We start from the raw sequence: 16,881 nt of genomic DNA, 5'->3' as shown, positions 1-16,881 counted from the left end.
TTGAAACAGAAGCTATTCCGCGATTGAATAACAACAATTTGACTTGATAGAAAATAATAATCGAATGACCACACAACAGACTGGGCAAACTTCAGCACAAAATACAGGGTGGAAAGCTGCATTTACGGCATTTTTAGACCGTCGTGCGCTGATCATGCTGTTTTTGGGCTTCTCTGCAGGTATTCCAATTTTACTGATTTTTTCCAGTCTATCTTTGTGGTTGGGCGAAGCAGGCATTGACAAAAGTGCGGTCACTTTCTTTAGTTGGGCTGCCTTGGGTTATTCCTTTAAATTTGTCTGGGCACCATTAATTGATGAATTACCCGTACCCTATTTAACCAAAAAACTAGGGCGACGTCGGGCATGGCTGCTCATTGCTCAATGTTTAATAGTCTGTGCAATTGCAGTCATGGCATTTTCTGACCCAGCTTTGGGGCAGGCACATTTATATCAAATGGCATTGGGTGCAGTATTACTAGGCTTTTCTGCAGCCACGCAAGACATTGTGATTGATGCTTACCGTATCGAATTGGCTGAAACTCAAATGCAAACCGTGTTGGCATCGACTTATAACGCGGGCTATCGCATTGGGATGATTGTTGCAGGGGCAGGTGCTTTATTTTTGGCTGCATCTTTAGGTACTGCTAAAGGCAACTATATTTATAGTGCATGGAAAATTACTTATTTGGCGATGGCTGCGGTGATGCTGATTGGCATTATCACGACTTTGGTGATTCGTGAACCGCAAGTGAATCGGGTCAGCAAACATTATCAACGACGCGACTATTTTCGTCTGGTTACGGTGTTTTTTGTTGCGGTATTCAGTTTTGTATTGTGCTACGTCTTTTCGGGTAATTTTACCGAAGCCTTAAAACAACAATTCCAACTCAAAGATGCATTTTTATTATTTTCTATAGAAGCTTTACGTTTTATTGCATCGGGTGCGGCTGCTGTAGGCATGGGCACAATTTTGGTCAAATTGGGCGCAGTCAATAAACAGATGGCATTTGAAACATGGGTGCATCCTGTTGCAGATTTCTTTAAACGCTACGGCATGAAACTGGCACTGGTGTTATTACTCTTGATTGGTTTTTATCGAGTTTCAGACATTATTGCAGGTGTAATTTCCAATGTGTTCTATCAGGATTTGAACTTTAGCAAAGAACAAATTGCCGAAGCGGTTAAGGTTTATGGGGTCATTTTCAGTTTAGTGGGTGGCTTCTTGGGCGGTTTACTGGCACAGCGTATGAACATTATGAAATTAATGTTTGTTGGCGCGGTGTTGGCATCATCCACCAATCTTATTTTTATTGGTCTGGTGAAGTCAGGACAGCAACTGAGCGATGTGCAAGTTTCTGTGGGGCAGCAACAATATCAAACCCAGGCCGATGAAGTTGGATATTGGAAAGTGGCTGTGCCTAGTCAGGTTTTAGCAACACAGGATGAAATTCAGGTACGTGCGCAATACCAAACGGGCGATACGCCGTCACGTTTAGTGTCGATGCCGTATTTGCACCAAACTGAGATTGAAACTGCACAACTCCAGTTTTTACCACTGACTTCGGATAATCGTATTAGCGAAAATGAAGCCAGCAACAGTATTGTCGTACGTGGGCAATATGCAGGGCCTGCCTTAACCGAACAGCAAAAAATTGTACTGCAGCTAGATGGTCAAAATTTTGATGCAAAACTAGATGCACAAGGAATTTTTACGGCAGCGATTGCAGGGCAGCTTTTGGCAGACTCACCAAGTAAACAACTGCAAGCTGTATTATTAAATGGACAGCAAACTGTACAACAACACAGCCAAACCTATCAGGTCGATTTAAACACACATGAAGGCAATGCTTTGGATGTAGATATACAACCTTTGCCGATCGTTCAATCATCTTCAAACAATATGGTTGAAATTCAGGGCAAGGTGATTAAGCCATATAGCACAGCATGGTTATATTTTGCGATTATTGTCGATAACTTGGCTTCAGGTTTAGCGGGCGCGGCTTTTATCGCATTTTTATCCAGTTTAACCAGTGTGTCATTTACTGCTGTGCAATATGCAATTTTTAGCTCACTCATGACCTTGACTCCTAAGATTTTAGGTGGTTATTCAGGTACTATAGTGACCAATATTGGTTATCCAAACTTTTTCCTCATGACCACATTAATTGGAATCCCTATTTTAATTTTAGTGGTGTGGGTGGCGAAATTGTTACGTGACCATCAACACATACAAGCAAAACCGATTGAACAAAAGGATGAATGACATGCGCATGCTGCATACCATGTTACGTGTAGGTAATTTAGAGCAATCATTAAAATTTTATACAGAAGTTTTAGGCATGACTTTGCTGCGTAAGCGTGATTATGAAGAAGGTCGTTTTACCCTTGCTTTTGTAGGCTATGGCGATGAAGAAAATCACACCGTTTTAGAGTTGACGCATAACTGGGATACAGACAGCTATGATTTGGGCAATGGCTATGGTCATATCGCAATTGCGGTAGAAGATGCCTACAAAGCATGTGAAGAAATTAAAGCGCGTGGTGGCAATGTGGTACGTGAAGCAGGGCCAATGAAAGGTGGCGTGACTGTCATTGCTTTTGTTGAAGACCCAGATGGTTATAAAGTTGAATTGATTCAGCAAGATCAGAACGCACGTAATAACTAAGTCTTCATCAGTGAAGCAGTAAAAACCAAACCTTTATGGCGCAATAAACTGAATGTTGTTCAGTATTCATTTTGAAAATATTGAACATCGCCCAGTAATATATCTTTATCAAAAGGTAAAAATTACTGGGCTTTTTTAGAACAGTAAAAAGAATATACAGGATGTGTTTATGTTGAAGTTATTGGCATTGGATCGCTTTACCATTCTTTTGTTTGTGATGGTCATCCTCGCCAGTGTCGTGCCTGTGTCAGGGCAAGCAGCCGAAATTTTTAGTGTGATTACGACAGTTGCCATTGCAATCTTATTCTTTTTGCATGGGGCGAAATTATCACGTGAAGCTGTCATTCAGGGCATGATGCATTGGAAATTGCATGCGTTGGTATTTACTTTTACCTTTGCGTTATTCCCAATTTTAGGTTTGCTGGCAAAGCCAATTTTAGTGCCAATGCTTGGGCAGGAGCTGTATTGGGGCTTTTTGTTCATGTGCTTTTTGCCTTCAACCGTGCAATCTTCAATTGCCTTTACGTCAGTGGCAAAAGGCAATGTTGCCAGCGCAGTCTGCAGTGCGTCATTCTCTAATTTAATTGGGATGTTTATTACTCCAGTTTTAGTAGGCATCTTTATTTTAGGGCAGTCTGAACACGGTTTTGACCCGACAAATTCGATTATTCAAATTACTTTATTGTTATTGGTGCCATTTATTTTGGGGCAGTTATTACGTCCTTATGTTTTTCCTCAGATGTTGAAATTACCAAAGCTGGTCAAGGTATTTGATCAGGGTTCGATTTTGATGGTGGTTTATGGTGCATTTAGTGGGGCAGTGGTAGCAGGATTGTGGCATCAAGTTAGTGGTATGACTTTATTGCTGTTGATTATTGCTTGTTCCGTGTTATTGACCCTTGTGATGTGGTTGGCGTGGGTTGTGCCGCAATGGTTGGGTTTTGCACGTGAAGACCAAATTGCCGCATTTTTTTGTAGCTCCAAAAAAACCTTAGCCAGTGGTGTACCGATGGCGCAAATTTTATTTATTGGGCAGCCGTTGGGGATGATTGTTTTACCGATCATGATTTTCCATCAAATTCAGTTGATGGTGTGCGGTGTGATAGCCAATTATCTCGAAAAGCAGCCTGATTCGACTGAACCTCAGGAATTAAATTCCTAAGAATAATTAGCTTTAAAATATTTTATTCCGTATAATATTGCCCAACTTGTTGTGCTTAGCTCTGACGGTATCCGTCTCGGTGGGCCAAAAGAATGGTCTGTTGTGGTGTTGGTCTGCTTTTAAAGCATGTCCTCATTTTTTTAATGAGAGTGACCAATTGCGATGACAGCTTAAGCCTTCTTAAATCTTAGGAGTAATCGACGATGCGCGCCGATATTCACCCAAAATATGAAAAATTAGTTGCAACTTGTTCTTGCGGTAACGTAATCGAAACTCGTTCAGCAGTTGGTAAAGAAACTCTTTATCTTGACGTATGTTCTGCATGCCACCCGTTCTACACTGGTAAGCAAAAGAACGTTGACACTGGCGGTCGTATCGACAAGTTCAAACAACGTTTTGCTGGTATGTCACGTTCTATCAAACGTTAATATCCAGTACGAAAAAAACGGGCAATTGCCCGTTTTTTTGTGCCTTAAATTTTAGGGTCTACAAATAGACCCTAATGCACAAGACCTTATTGGTCTTGCACATCAATTAAATGATCGAGTTTTTTCTGGAAATAATCACCCTGAATAAAGCGCGCATCGACATTCCACGCATTCGCAAACAGGTTCATATCATTTAAGTCACGCAATAGCACTTCTACAGGTTTAATTTCACTATAAATGCTCAATTGTTCCTGTAATTCTTGCGTCGAGTCATCAGCAGCCAGTTTTTCAGTCAGTGCACTGTGCAAGGTCAAGTAGTGAATATCGACTTGTTTCAAGATAGATTCACTATAAATCGAATGACCAAAATCACGCAGAGAAATTTCAGCGCCGTGCTGACGTAATAAACTGATTTGTTTCTGCGCATCACCTAAGTTTTGGCTGATGTCTTCTTCAGAGAATTGCAAAATTAATGGATGGCTGAGGCGGCTACCAATAATCGTTATCAGTTTAGACACAAACTCAGGGAAGCTGCGGTCTTGTAATAAAACAAATTTGTTTAAATTGATAATCAGCTTCGCTTCAGGATATTGGGTGATGAAGTTGTGCAATTGTTTACAAGCTTCGACCAAAATCCAACGATCCAGTTTAATGGATAATTCTGGGTCTTCAGCCAAATCTATTAAGCCTGTCAGTGATTTCCATTCACTATTGAAAATAAAGCCACTAGTTACTTCATAGGTATATAAATTGGTGTCTTGCTTATCATAAAGTTGTTGATACTTCAGATGAATTTCACCACGATCAAGACTTTGACGTATCGCTGCAATAATCGCAGATTCACTATACGATTGTGGTACAGCTGCAGCAGATTCAATTACATTTAAGTTAGATTCACCAAAGGACAAGTCTAAGGTTAAACCTGAGTTATGTTGTTCTTGCTGTTGTGGTAATGCGTTGGCAAAACCTTGGCTAATCAGTTGCTCAAAACTGCTTTCATTTTGAATGTCTGGAGTGAATGGCACATAACCAATACGCAAATTAAGTGGGTAAGTATGTTGATCTACCGTAAGTAATTGCGGTTTCGTGAGTGAATTTAAGCCAATCAGTTTCGATTCTAAAATTGCAGGCGATTCTGCTTGGAACAAACCAACCACTAAACCATTACTCACATTAAATAATGGTACATTGGTCTGTTCTTTTAAAAAATTTTGAATGTTGGTAAAGTAATTTTTTGTGGTTTGCCAGTCGGCTTGGAAAATTGATTCAGGACAGTTCGCCAAAGAAAATACCACCAAAGCATTGGCACTAGAAGGCTGTTTGGCTAAAGTGCGATTTACCAATTGGTATGTGCTTGGTTTTGCCGCTGCTTTGTCTGCTGTCGTTTGAGCAGGGGATGTATTTTGCGCCGTATTTTCAATATCTATGGTGATTTGTATGGCGTCGTCAGCTGCTCCAATAAATTCAATTTTGAGTGGGTTTTGTTTTGCTAATAGCGGGTTTTGGCTATGAATATCAAAACGGCCGTGTTCAAATTGTCCTTGACTGACTTTCTTAAAGCGGAATTTAAAATCTGTAATATCTTGCGGTTGCAATAAATCCAATAATGGCAAGCCAATAAGGTCATCTTCACTTTTTAAACCAAATAGCTGTAAATATTCAGCATTGGCTTGTGCATGAATTCCTTCCTGAATAATGGCTACTGCTTTGCTACTGTCTTCGACCAACGCCTGAGCTTGTGATTGCGCATTTTCCAGTTCAGTCATAAGTTGTTCTTGTGACTGCTGTAAGCGACTAAAAGACAGTGCGCGAATTAAGCCAAAATAGAAGCGTTCGGGGTAATCTAAATTGATAATGTCATAGATGCCTTTGCGCACATAACTGGTGTATTGCGTGGCATCGTAATCGTCTGGTTTGAGCAAAAGTAGCGGTAAATTTGGTTGCTGTGATGCACGAATTAAAGTGAGTGCCTGATCGACTTTTAGGTCATAAGCACGACCAAAGATCACCAAATCCCAAGTTAAATGTAATTGTTTTTCAAAGTTTTTAATGTCATCTAATAGATAAGCCTGAACACGGTGCTCATTTGCAGTGAGTTGTTCACAAATTTGATTAAAACGTATTTGGTTGTCATCGATTATGAGTAAACGTGTTTCGGTACGTTTGAGCTTTTTAGACAATAATGGATTTCTCACTTTAATGCTTCCCATAAATCGTGATTTTTAACTTCATTCACTTGTTTCTGAATAAAACCATCAAGTAAAGGCTGTTGTTGGTCATTCAACAACTCAAAATCAAAGCGCATAAAGCTTTGGGTAATCAATAACGGCTTAATTAAGAACACTTTTAGTTCTTCTTCACCTAAACGTAGCTGTACGGTTTGTTTGTCACGTAATAATTGCAGACTTGGCAAAATCAATGAGGTATTGACTTCATTGACCTGCGTACTTTGTACCAATAATGCTGGATGATAATGTCCTGTATGCCGATCTGTTTTAACAAAAACAGCACAAGGGTAAATATCTTGGGTTAAAATTTCCAAGCCAAGTTCTAAGCTTTTTTCAGCAGATTGTTTAATCCAGCGAATGACACCACCACGCCACGGACTTTGGCTATTTTCCTGAACCAGAATAAATTCACCTGTTTTAAGGTTTTTCGGTGTTTCACCCGTCCATTTAATACGATAGCCATTGACACTAATATCTAAAACATCGGCATTGTAAATTTGTTTGGCTTCACGGTCTAAGGTTTTAACAGCGCTAATATCTACCGTAGAGTTGGTATGCATGGCATTGATAAACTGGCTTTCATTCTGGAATTGGTAGTTATCGCCCAAAGCCAGCGTTTCATTGAAGTTTTTACCATTAGACAGATAAAAATGTGCCACAGTCAAACCAAAGCAAATTTTAATCCGTGCCGAATATTCATAACGCTCATGCACACGTTCTGCTGTATTGGTCAAAATATTGTGCAAGTGGAAATGCAAAGCAGGGGTTAAGAATAGCTTTTCATTGCGTGATAAATGTTCACCTTTACGACCTTGAGCTTCATTTAAATGATCGAGTAGGGGTTGAGTTGCAATAAAAATATTGGCATGAAAACCTTGGCTTTGGTGCGTATTGTAAATAGGTGGATGATCTTTGCTTGCATCGACCACATAACGTGAAAGCGTCGTTTCTTTGGGTAAAACTTGAATCAGTTTTGCCCAATCAAAGCTACAGAGATATAAGCCTTGAATTTCTGCAGGTCGAATTTGATGGGTATTGAAAATTTCCAATAAAATCAGCTGTGCATAGGCTTGAGCAATATTAATCAGTTGATGTTGTGTGCCTTGTAACTGATTAATATTATTTAAATAATAATGTTGTTGAATGGCTGTATCTAAAAGTTGGTGTGCAATTAACCACTGATTTGGCAAGGCGTGGCTATAAAGCATGTGTTGTTGATAGCGCAGTAGAGCTAATTGTTGTAAAGCATAATAGCTAGATAGAACTCGTGCAGTTTGTAAGTTCTTTTTTAAATTAAAGGCAAATAAAGAAAATTTTTGTTGGGTGAGTTGTTGGTGGCTACGTCGGGAAATATTAATATAGACTTTGGCGAAATGACTGCGTAATAACAGCGCGAGTTCAATAATATGATCGTTGCGGTCATTACTAATCAAAGCCTGGTTGAAAAAATGCTTTTCCAGACTGGTAAGCACATTTTCAAGTGTCGGATGAATAGCTTGAATTAAGTCAAAACGTAATGTTTCCTGACATTTCAGTTCTGAAATTTCTAAAAGTGCATTAAATAGAGCTTGGGAAGAATCACCCAATTGTAAAATGGATAAATCCGCTGCCCATGCCTGAATGCTTTTAACCGTATTTTGACAAAAACTCAATTGCTCCAGCTTTAGTTCGCTGGGAACTAGAAAAAGATCTGAAGTATTCATATTCATGATTGTTATTTAACTCAATAAGTTGAAACCCCAAAAAGCGGTGTCTTGTTTTTTTCGCCCGCAATTTCCCTAACGAGTTTAGGAACTAAATAGCCGGGTAAGTTCGCTAAAAGCTCTTTATAGATGTGATCAATGTCTTGCGGCATTAAATCAAAATGATGCGCTCCTTTTACTTTATCTAACACGTGTAAATAGTAAGGCATCACCCCTGCATCAAAAAGACGATAGCTTAAATCGACCAAGACCTGAGCAGAATTATTGACCCCATTTAATAAGACTGCTTGATTCAGAACGGTGATGTTTTGTTCGACTAACTTGGCAAGTTGCGAACAGGTAAAGTCATCTAATTCTGATGCGTGGTTCGAGTGTACCACTAGAATAATACGCAGCCTACTATTTTTTAGTAAGGAAATCAGCGATTCATCGACACGGTTGGGAATAACAATCGGAACTCGTGAATGAATTCTCAAAAATTTTATTTGCGGAATAGACGCCAATCGCTCAATCCAGATATTTAATTTACGATTTGACAAAGTGAGCGGGTCGCCACCACTTAAAATCACTTCATTAATATCGGGCTGACTTTCAATGTAATTACGGATATTGTCCCAGTCTTCAGTTTTTGGCAGATTTTCCTGATAAGGAAAGTGCCTGCGGAAACAATAACGACAATGTACTGCGCAAGCACCAGTCAAGGTCAGCAAAAAGCGTGATTTATATTTGTGTAAGACTCCAGGTTGTTGATTGGCTTGTTCCTCACCCAAAGGGTCGGTCACAAATCCAGGATGATCTTCCAGTTCTAAATGATGCGGCAGAACCTGTAACAGTAAAGGATCGAGTGGATTGCCTTTTTGCATTTTGGCCACAAATGCACGCGGGATACGCAATTTAAACTGATTGGATGCCAGTAAAGCACCTGACAGCAACTGCTGTTCAGACAGCTCTAAAATATTTAACAATTCGCGTGGGTCGGTGATCAAGTCACTGAGTTGAGATTGCCAGTTTTGTTCTTGGTACAGGTAGTTGATCATGCCAGAAAAGATTTAAATATGAGGTGAAAGGAACCAAGTACACATCTATTTAGCGTAGATGAATTCTTTGTTCATTGAGCGTGAATGCCGCGAATGATTAATCGCTTTGAATCAGAATCATTACAAAACAGCTGATTTTACTGATATCTTGAGGTGATCGGTAGTGGATTTTCATTGCTTCGTTATGGCTTGCTCATTTACAATACGTCCGATGAAAAAAGATGTTGCAAGATGGCGAGCATCGCAAAGCTGCGTTGGTCATTTGCTTTGTAACATAAATAGTTAAGTTAGTCAGTTTGGAGTGTGCCAGTCATGGCCTATTATTCTACGAATGATTTCAAGTCAGGCCTTAAGGTTATGCTTGATGGTAACCCATGTTCAATCATGGAAAATGAATATGTAAAGCCAGGTAAAGGTCAAGCGTTTAACCGCGTAAAACTTCGTAACCTTCGTTCTGGTAAAGTTTTAGAAAAAACATTTAAGTCTGGTGATTCACTAGAAGCAGCTGACATTGTAGAAGTAGAAATGGAATACCTCTACAACGATGGCGAAATGTGGAACTTCATGGATCCTGTATCTTTTGAGCAAATTGCTGCTGACAAAACCGCAATGGGCGATGCTGCAAAATGGTTAAAAGATGATTCAAACGAAAAATGTACCATTATGTTGTTTAACGGTGTGCCTTTAACTGTAAACGCACCAAACTTCGTGGTATTAAAAATTGTCGAAACTGATCCGGGTGTACGTGGCGATACTTCTGGTGGTGGCGGTAAACCAGCGAAATTAGAAACAGGTGCAGTGGTACGTGTTCCTTTATTCGTACAGCAAGAAGAAAGCGTTCGTGTAGATACACGTACAGGTGAATACCTAGAACGCGCATAATGATTTATTGATAAATCATAAGTAAAAGAGGGGGATGATTCGCGTCATCGCCCTTTTTTGTTGATTTGATTATGTGGTAAAAGAATAGGTGAAAAGTATAGGAAACTGTTGGTGCTCCATTTAAGTGTACGGTAGCGCACACTATGGATGTAAGGGCAGCAGACATCAAAATAAAAGGAGCAGGATCAACCAAGGATTTAGGAAATAAAGCTACATCTCGACAATAAAAGTAACACTTAAAAAATGTAACAAGAAGAGAGATTGACATGGAAACAGTTCAACCGAAGTCTGGTCTGACTTCAAAAATTATATGGCTTTTGGTCGCTATATTGGGTGCAGTATCTTTTGGGATATTGGCAGTCAGTAGAGGCGAACACGTCAATGCAGTCTGGTTAGTTTTAGCTGCGGTCTGTGTCTATAGCATTGCATACCGCTTCTACAGTTTATTTATTGCCACCAAAGTATTTGAGTTAAATGAGCGACGCTTAACGCCCGCACATCGTTTGGCTGACGGTTTAGATTATGTGCCCACCAATAAAAGTGTGTTATTTGGTCACCACTTTGCCGCGATTGCAGGTGCAGGCCCTTTAGTTGGGCCTATTCTTGCAGCACAAATGGGTTATTTACCCGGCACGATCTGGCTTTTAGTCGGGGTGGTGTTGGCAGGTGCAGTCCAAGACTTTTTGGTTTTGTTTATTTCTACACGTCGTGATGGGCGTTCTTTGGGAGAAATGGCAAAACAAGAGTTGGGTTCATTTGCTGGTGTGATTGTCATGCTGGGTGCGCTGGGCGTGATGGTGATTATTCTTGCCGTACTCGCTTTGGTTGTCGTGAAAGCTTTAACCAATAGTCCGTGGGGCGTATTTAGTATTGCAGCCACCATCCCAATTGCGATTTTCATGGGCATTTATATGCGTTTTATTCGCCCGGGGAAAATTGCTGAGGTTTCCATTATTGGTTTTGTCCTGATGATGATGGGTATTATTTATGGTGAAAATGTTGCACAGCATCCATTCTGGGGGCCTTTATTTACTTTAAGTGGCACAGAATTAACGTGGTGTTTAATTGCCTACGGTTTTATTGCTTCAGTTTTGCCAGTGTGGTTGTTATTGGCGCCACGTGATTATTTATCGACGTTCTTAAAAATTGGTGTTATAGCGGGTTTGGCTGTCGGGATTGTGTTTGCAATGCCTGAAATGAAGATGCCTGCGGTGACCCATTTTATTGATGGTACAGGGCCAGTATTTGCGGGTTCATTGTTCCCATTCTTATTTATTACCATTGCCTGCGGTGCGATTTCAGGTTTCCACGCCTTAGTGTCTTCAGGTACGACGCCAAAACTAGTCAATAACGAAAAAGACATTCGGATGATTGGTTATGGCGGCATGTTGATGGAGTCTTTCGTGGCAATCATGGCAATGATTTGTGCCACGGTGCTAGACCCAGGCGTGTACTTTGCCATTAATGCACCCACTGCAGTTTTAGGTACAACGGTGGAAAGTGCAGCAGAAGCGGTACGAAATTTAGGCTTTGTAGTGACTCCTGAGGCTTTAACCATTTTGGCAAAAGAAGTCGGTGAAAGCTCGATTCTGTCACGTACGGGTGGTGCGCCAACGTTTGCAATTGGTATGGCACATATCATCACCGAGATTTTTAATAACCGCTCAATGATGGCATTCTGGTATCACTTTGCCATTTTATTTGAAGCCTTATTTATTTTAACTGCAGTAGATGCAGGCACACGTGCTTGCCGTTTTATGGTGCAAGATACTGTAGGTATTGTTATTCCTGCAGTGAAAAACTCACATAACTTCTTTGGTAACTTGCTTGGCACAGCAGTTGCGGTGGCTGGTTGGGGCTTCTTCGTCTATCAAGGCGTGGTCGATCCTTTAGGCGGTATTAATAGCTTATGGCCTCTATTTGGTATTGGTAACCAAATTTTGGCAGCGATGGCGCTCATTTTAGGTACAGTGATTCTGTTTAAAATGAAAAAAGAAAAATATGTTTGGGTGACGATTATCCCTACAGTTTTCTTGTTCATTACTTCAATGACTGCAGGTTGGCAAAAGATTTTCCACGACAATCCCAAAATTGGTTTCTTGGCGCAAGCAGATCGTTTCAATGCTGCAATTCAACGCAATGAAATTTTAGCACCTGCAAAAACAGTGACTGAAATGCAAACCATTGTCATGTCCAATCAAATTAATGCCGTGTTATGTGGTTTCTTTATGATTGTGGCATTTGTGATGTTGTTCGCTGCCATTGGGGTGATTCGTCGTGCCTTGGCAAGTCCAACACCAACTGTACATGAAGCTGAAGCGATTTATCGTGATCCTGAAACGATTCAGCCGAATAGTGGTCATTAGGAGTGAGCACATGATTAAGCTTAAATTTGCCCAACAGAGTAAAACGGTGATTTACAACATCATTAAAATGACCATCATGTCGCAAAAGGATTTGATTCTGAATCCGAAAAACTGGTCGCGTATCGCTACTTTATGGCAGCGTTTGCAACAAAGTTTTCGTTTAATGGTCGGTGTACCCGATTATCAGAATTATTTGGAACACATGCGTAAGCATCATCCAGATTTAGAAGCCATGGATCCGAAGACTTTTTATCGCTACTGTGTCGATGCGCGTTATCCATCGGCAAAAGGTGGTTTGAAAAAGTGTCCGTGTTAATCCCGTATCACGATGGAAACGTATAGAGATACGAGCTGTTTAAAACTTACTTTTTTAGGCAGTTTAGAATATCTCGAGGATTTCTTTGGAAATTTAGCAAAACGGTGTATGTTTAAACATGCGCCGTTTTTTATTGGGGATAAGGGGATTTACTGTGATTTGGGGTACAGAAAAAGTTCAAAAACAACAACTGACGCAAGCGCAGCAACAGCTCAATGCACAGATTGAATCTTATGCTGGAAAAATTCAGGCTTTTTTGACTGAAATTAATACCATTATTTTAGATAAAGAACAGCAGACCAAATTGGCGTTAAGTTGTTTGTTGGCGGGCGGGCATGTGCTTTTTGAAGATTTACCCGGATTAGGTAAAACGACTTTATCGAGTGCCTTATCGCACTTGGCGGGTCTGCAATTTCAGCGTATTCAGTTTACCAATGACATGCTGGCCAGTGATGTGATTGGCGTGAATATGTTTAATCAAAAAGAACATCAATTTGAGTTTAAGCAAGGCCCTATTTTTACCCAAATTTTATTGGCAGATGAAATTAACCGTTGTTCGCCTAAAACCCAAAGTGCCTTGTTGGAAGCGATGGAAGAAGGCGCGGTTACGGTGGATGGTGTGCGTTATAGCTTGCCGCAACCTTTTTGGGTGATTGCCACACAAAATCCACTGTTTCAAAGTGGTACTTATGCGCTGCCAGAATCACAGCTTGATCGTTTTTTAATGCGTCTGTCTTTGGGTTATCCATCGCGTTTTGCTGAAAAAATGTTGCTGCAACAAAACTCCAGACATGCGCTGATTGCCAGTTTGGCCCATATTTTTACTGAAACAGAAATTTTAAATTTACAGCAATTGGTCACGGAAATTTATGTGTCAGATACCGCGCTAGATTACTTACTCGACTTAGCCACAGAAACCCGTAAAGCGCGTCACGGATTATCTACCCGTGGTGTTTTGGCATTGAAAAAAGCAGCACAAGCACATGCTCTAATTGAGCAACGTAGTTTTGTCACTGCCGATGATATTCAAGCGGTATTTGTGGCAGTTGCTGCACATCGTATTGGATTGAGTGAGGCAGAAACTTTGTATGTGATGCAACAGGTTAAAGTGAGTTAGTACACGCATGTTTAAGCAGGCATGGCAAAACTGGATCAAGACACGTTTTAAATTTGATCGACACAGGGCCTTAAAACAAAAAGATATTTTGGTTTTTATTTACCAACAGGGCTATCTGTATTTAGTGCTGATTTTGATCACGTTTATTGCAGGCGTGAATTATGGCAATAACCTGATTTTAGGCTTTTGCTTTTTGATCAGTGCCATTTTATGTATCAGTTTTTATTTGACCTTTAAGCAGCTGCATGAATTAGAGATTGAAATTGTGACCACCGAAGTTGGGCAAGTAGGTGAAGTATTGCAATTACAATTGCATTTCAAACAAGAGGTCGCGCAGGCACGCTATTTATGGATTAAAGCCGATCATCAATTAGAAAAGGTTCTTATTCAAGACACTCAGCAGCAGTATGTGTTGACATTTTTTGCAGCGCAACGTGGGCAGTTTCATTATCCTTATTTACACATTTATTCGGTTTATCCTTTTGGCTTGGTACGTGCGTGGACTTATTTGAATTTGTCACGTACCGCGTGGGTGGCACCCAAAGCCGCCATGTATAGCGCAGAGAATAAACAGCATCAACACAGCTTTCAACCCGATTTAGACGAGTTTCGTGAGCTGCGTGATTTTCAATTGGGCGATTCCTTACAAGCCGTGTCGTGGAAGCAAGCGGCACGCGGTCAGGGCTTATATGTGAAAGTTTTTGAACAATATCAGGATCAACAGAGTATCGACATTCACTATGAACACATGCCTGCACCGACCCACGAAGAAAAACTAAGTTTGATGATGGGCTTAGTTGAACAATGTGAACAACAACAGTTGAATTATGCGATGTTTTTGCCGCATGCGACCCTTGAAAAAGGCGTAGGCGAGCGACAGTTGAAACAGGCAAAAATTCTTTTGGCACAGGCTTGATGATCATGCACAATTCGATTCAGCAATCTATTCTGCTTAGCCTGATCTTAATTTTGGCTGCTCACATGCTGTTTAGCCCTGTGGCATTGAGTGTCATTTTCGGACTCATGTTGTTGCTGTTGTATCTTCACTATAAAAACAAGACAGCGCGTATTTCTAAAGTTTGGACTTATGGATTGACCTGTTGTGCCTTAGCCAGCATTTATTTGAGTTATAAAAGCCTGATTGGTGTAGAGGCAGGGGTTGCCTTATTAAGCACCTTTTTGTTTGCCAAAGCTTTAGAAAGTCATACTCAGCGCGACCTGATTATTTTATTTAATTTTGCGCTTTTTGTGAGCGCCAGTTCATTTTTATACAGCCAGAGCATGTGGATGACCGTGTTGGTCATTCTATGTTTAATCAGTTGTTTAATTGGGTTATATCGGATTCAAAAAAGTGCATTTTCAGATTATGCGTCGCGTCATTCGAGCAGGCAAGATGCAAAGCATGACCTTAAAAATGTCGCCAAGTTTATCGCATACGCTTTGCCATTCTTTTTATTATTGTTTTTATTCTTTCCACGTTTACCGCCATTGTGGCATGTACCTATTCCTGATGCCAAAGGCGTGACAGGTATTAGTGACACGATGTCACCGGGCGATATTGCCGAATTATCACAATCTTCTGCTTTGGCATTTCGTATTGTGGGGAATATGCAGCAACTGCCGCCACGTTCAAAACTATATTGGCGGGCGATGGTACTTGATCAATATGATGGTCGCACATGGACAAGCAATTTTAGCAATCAACAACCCGTTCAGGCAGCACAATTACAGCTAGAGCAAGTCGATTTTCAGTATCAATATATTGCAGCAGATCCACGTGTACAGTGGATTATGGCGCTGGAAAAATCTGTACCGAATCAACACGGCTATGTGTTACGCCGTGATTGGAGTATGGTGCCACAGCGTCAAAATGGTCGGATTCAACCGATTGCTTTGCAGTGGGTTGGGGAATCTGCACGTATTCAAGGGGATGATGCACAGAACGAGCGTTATCGACGCTTTAGCCAGCGTTTAAATGTTCAGGTACAGACGCAATCTGACCCAAAAGCTCAGCAATTTGCCCTGCAGATGTTTGCTCAAAGTCAGCAACAACCTGAACGCTACGTGCAGAATGTATTGCAGTGGTATCGCAATAATGGCTTTAGTTATACCTTAAAACCTGGAATGCTCGGACAAAACCGAGTCGATGAATTCTTGTTTCAGAGTAAGCAAGGTTTTTGTGAACATTATGCCTCAAGTTTTGCCTTATTGATGCGTTATGTCGGGATTCCAGCGCGTGTAGTCGTGGGCTATCAGGGTGGGGAACTTGCACCCGATGGACAAAGCTGGGAAGTACGACAGCAAGATGCACATGCTTGGACAGAAGTGTTGCTCAATCAACAATGGGTACGCATAGACCCGACAGCCATCATTGCACCTCAACGTATAGATGATGGTATGCAAAACCTAATGGCAGATGATCGGGCCGTTTTGGGTGCTGAGACACAAATGTGGCAATACCAACATTCTAGTTTTATTCGTTCTTTACGGGTGTGGAGTGATTATGCAAGTTATCAATGGCAAAGCAAGGTCGTGGGTTATGATGCCGAGTCACAGCGTCACTGGTTTGGACGCTTAGGGCTGCACTCAAACTATGTTTTGGCAGCGGTGTTGGTTTCAAGTATTCTCATGATCTTAGCAGGGTATTTTGGCTGGATTTTTTGGAAAAAACGTCAGCAAGGTTCTCGCATAAATCGTGCCTTAGACAAATTTTCTAAAAGATTGCCCGCTCAGTTGCAAAAACAGGATGCAGAAACAGTGAGTGTGTGGATGCAGCGTTTAGCAGCGCAGGTAGATGCAAATGAACAAGAGGCATTTAAGCGTTTAGGCGTGTGCTATCAACAATATTCTTATGCGCCTGAACATGACCGTGTTTCAGAGCAGGTGTTTTTTGATTTGCTTAAAACTTGCTCGGATGTGTTGAAAAAACACAGAAAGGACTTGTCTTAAAAATCAAAACTGAATATGATGCGAAGC

Annotated in this window: 13 protein-coding genes; 10 read left to right on the top strand and 3 right to left on the bottom strand. The window is 40.8% G+C overall.

The window, feature by feature from the left end:
• Positions 1-64 precede the first annotated feature (64 nt).
• The 4 genes from FTT71_RS01090 to rpmE all read left to right on the top strand — a co-directional run bounded on the left by FTT71_RS01090 (position 65) and on the right by rpmE (position 4,256).
• The gene (locus FTT71_RS01090) at positions 65-2,263 is read left to right on the top strand and encodes an MFS transporter (protein WP_096901072.1); all 2,199 of its coding nucleotides are present in this window, start codon (positions 65-67) and stop codon (positions 2,261-2,263) included.
• Position 2,264: 1 nt separating this feature from the next.
• Positions 2,265-2,666, top strand: a complete 402-nt coding sequence (gloA, locus tag FTT71_RS01085; protein ID WP_213064880.1) for a lactoylglutathione lyase — start codon at positions 2,265-2,267, stop codon at positions 2,664-2,666.
• Positions 2,667-2,829: 163 nt separating this feature from the next.
• Positions 2,830-3,828, top strand: coding sequence for a bile acid:sodium symporter family protein (locus FTT71_RS01080; RefSeq protein WP_171525018.1), 999 nt, complete (start codon positions 2,830-2,832; stop codon positions 3,826-3,828).
• Between the two features lie 203 nt (positions 3,829-4,031).
• Positions 4,032-4,256, top strand: coding sequence for a 50S ribosomal protein L31 (gene rpmE, locus FTT71_RS01075; protein ID WP_004971624.1), 225 nt, complete (start codon positions 4,032-4,034; stop codon positions 4,254-4,256).
• Positions 4,257-4,342: 86 nt separating this feature from the next.
• Here rpmE and FTT71_RS01070 read toward each other — a convergent pair whose 3' ends face one another.
• From FTT71_RS01070 to epmB, 3 genes are read right to left on the bottom strand one after another with little or no spacing between them, the layout of a single operon-like run.
• Positions 4,343-6,466 (bottom strand): EAL domain-containing protein, encoded by a 2,124-nt coding sequence (locus tag FTT71_RS01070; RefSeq protein WP_154320867.1) that lies wholly within the window; start codon positions 6,464-6,466, stop codon positions 4,343-4,345.
• Positions 6,448-8,193: a GTPase gene (locus FTT71_RS01065; RefSeq protein ID WP_096901069.1), complete on the bottom strand. Its 1,746-nt coding sequence runs from the start codon at positions 8,191-8,193 to the stop codon at positions 6,448-6,450. The genes FTT71_RS01070 and FTT71_RS01065 overlap by 19 nt, the downstream gene beginning before the upstream one ends.
• Before the next feature lie 14 nt (positions 8,194-8,207).
• Positions 8,208-9,224, bottom strand: a complete 1,017-nt coding sequence (gene epmB, locus FTT71_RS01060; protein ID WP_096901068.1) for an EF-P beta-lysylation protein EpmB — start codon at positions 9,222-9,224, stop codon at positions 8,208-8,210.
• A gap of 312 nt (positions 9,225-9,536) precedes the next feature.
• On the opposite strand from epmB, the gene efp reads away from it, so the two are divergent.
• The 6 genes from efp to FTT71_RS01030 all read left to right on the top strand — a co-directional run bounded on the left by efp (position 9,537) and on the right by FTT71_RS01030 (position 16,854).
• Entirely contained in the window at positions 9,537-10,106 is a 570-nt protein-coding gene (efp, locus tag FTT71_RS01055) for an elongation factor P (protein WP_004971615.1), read from the top strand.
• Positions 10,107-10,372: 266 nt separating this feature from the next.
• Positions 10,373-12,472 (top strand): carbon starvation CstA family protein, encoded by a 2,100-nt coding sequence (locus FTT71_RS01050; protein WP_004971612.1) that lies wholly within the window; start codon positions 10,373-10,375, stop codon positions 12,470-12,472.
• Between the two features lie 10 nt (positions 12,473-12,482).
• Entirely contained in the window at positions 12,483-12,788 is a 306-nt protein-coding gene (locus tag FTT71_RS01045) for a YbdD/YjiX family protein (RefSeq protein ID WP_004971610.1), read from the top strand.
• A 157-nt stretch (positions 12,789-12,945) separates the two neighbouring features.
• Complete coding sequence (locus tag FTT71_RS01040) at positions 12,946-13,905, top strand: MoxR family ATPase (RefSeq protein ID WP_096901148.1); 960 nt, start codon at positions 12,946-12,948, stop codon at positions 13,903-13,905.
• 7 nt (positions 13,906-13,912) lie between these two features.
• Entirely contained in the window at positions 13,913-14,821 is a 909-nt protein-coding gene (locus FTT71_RS01035) for a DUF58 domain-containing protein (protein ID WP_179988350.1), read from the top strand.
• Positions 14,822-14,826: 5 nt separating this feature from the next.
• Complete coding sequence (locus FTT71_RS01030) at positions 14,827-16,854, top strand: DUF3488 and transglutaminase-like domain-containing protein (RefSeq protein ID WP_180160658.1); 2,028 nt, start codon at positions 14,827-14,829, stop codon at positions 16,852-16,854.
• The last annotated feature ends 27 nt before the right edge of the window (positions 16,855-16,881 follow it).

Source organism: Acinetobacter sp. YH01004, assembly GCF_013420455.1.
Classification (GTDB): Bacteria; Pseudomonadota; Gammaproteobacteria; order Pseudomonadales; family Moraxellaceae; genus Acinetobacter; species Acinetobacter towneri.
This window is presented reverse-complemented; position numbering and strand designations above follow the sequence as displayed.

What these genes read in the sequence shown, in the direction of transcription:
- FTT71_RS01090 (WP_096901072.1), top strand. Translation starts at nt 65, where the DNA reads ATGACCACACAACAGACTGGGCAAACTTCAGCACAAAATACAGGGTGG.
- gloA (WP_213064880.1), top strand. Translation starts at nt 2,265, where the DNA reads ATGCGCATGCTGCATACCATGTTACGTGTAGGTAATTTAGAGCAATCA.
- rpmE (WP_004971624.1), top strand. Translation starts at nt 4,032, where the DNA reads ATGCGCGCCGATATTCACCCAAAATATGAAAAATTAGTTGCAACTTGT.
- FTT71_RS01070 (WP_154320867.1), bottom strand. Translation starts at nt 6,466, where the DNA reads ATGGGAAGCATTAAAGTGAGAAATCCATTATTGTCTAAAAAGCTCAAA.
- FTT71_RS01065 (WP_096901069.1), bottom strand. Translation starts at nt 8,193, where the DNA reads ATGAATATGAATACTTCAGATCTTTTTCTAGTTCCCAGCGAACTAAAG.
- epmB (WP_096901068.1), bottom strand. Translation starts at nt 9,224, where the DNA reads ATGATCAACTACCTGTACCAAGAACAAAACTGGCAATCTCAACTCAGT.
- efp (WP_004971615.1), top strand. Translation starts at nt 9,537, where the DNA reads ATGGCCTATTATTCTACGAATGATTTCAAGTCAGGCCTTAAGGTTATG.
- FTT71_RS01050 (WP_004971612.1), top strand. Translation starts at nt 10,373, where the DNA reads ATGGAAACAGTTCAACCGAAGTCTGGTCTGACTTCAAAAATTATATGG.
- FTT71_RS01045 (WP_004971610.1), top strand. Translation starts at nt 12,483, where the DNA reads ATGATTAAGCTTAAATTTGCCCAACAGAGTAAAACGGTGATTTACAAC.
- FTT71_RS01035 (WP_179988350.1), top strand. Translation starts at nt 13,913, where the DNA reads ATGTTTAAGCAGGCATGGCAAAACTGGATCAAGACACGTTTTAAATTT.
- FTT71_RS01030 (WP_180160658.1), top strand. Translation starts at nt 14,827, where the DNA reads ATGCACAATTCGATTCAGCAATCTATTCTGCTTAGCCTGATCTTAATT.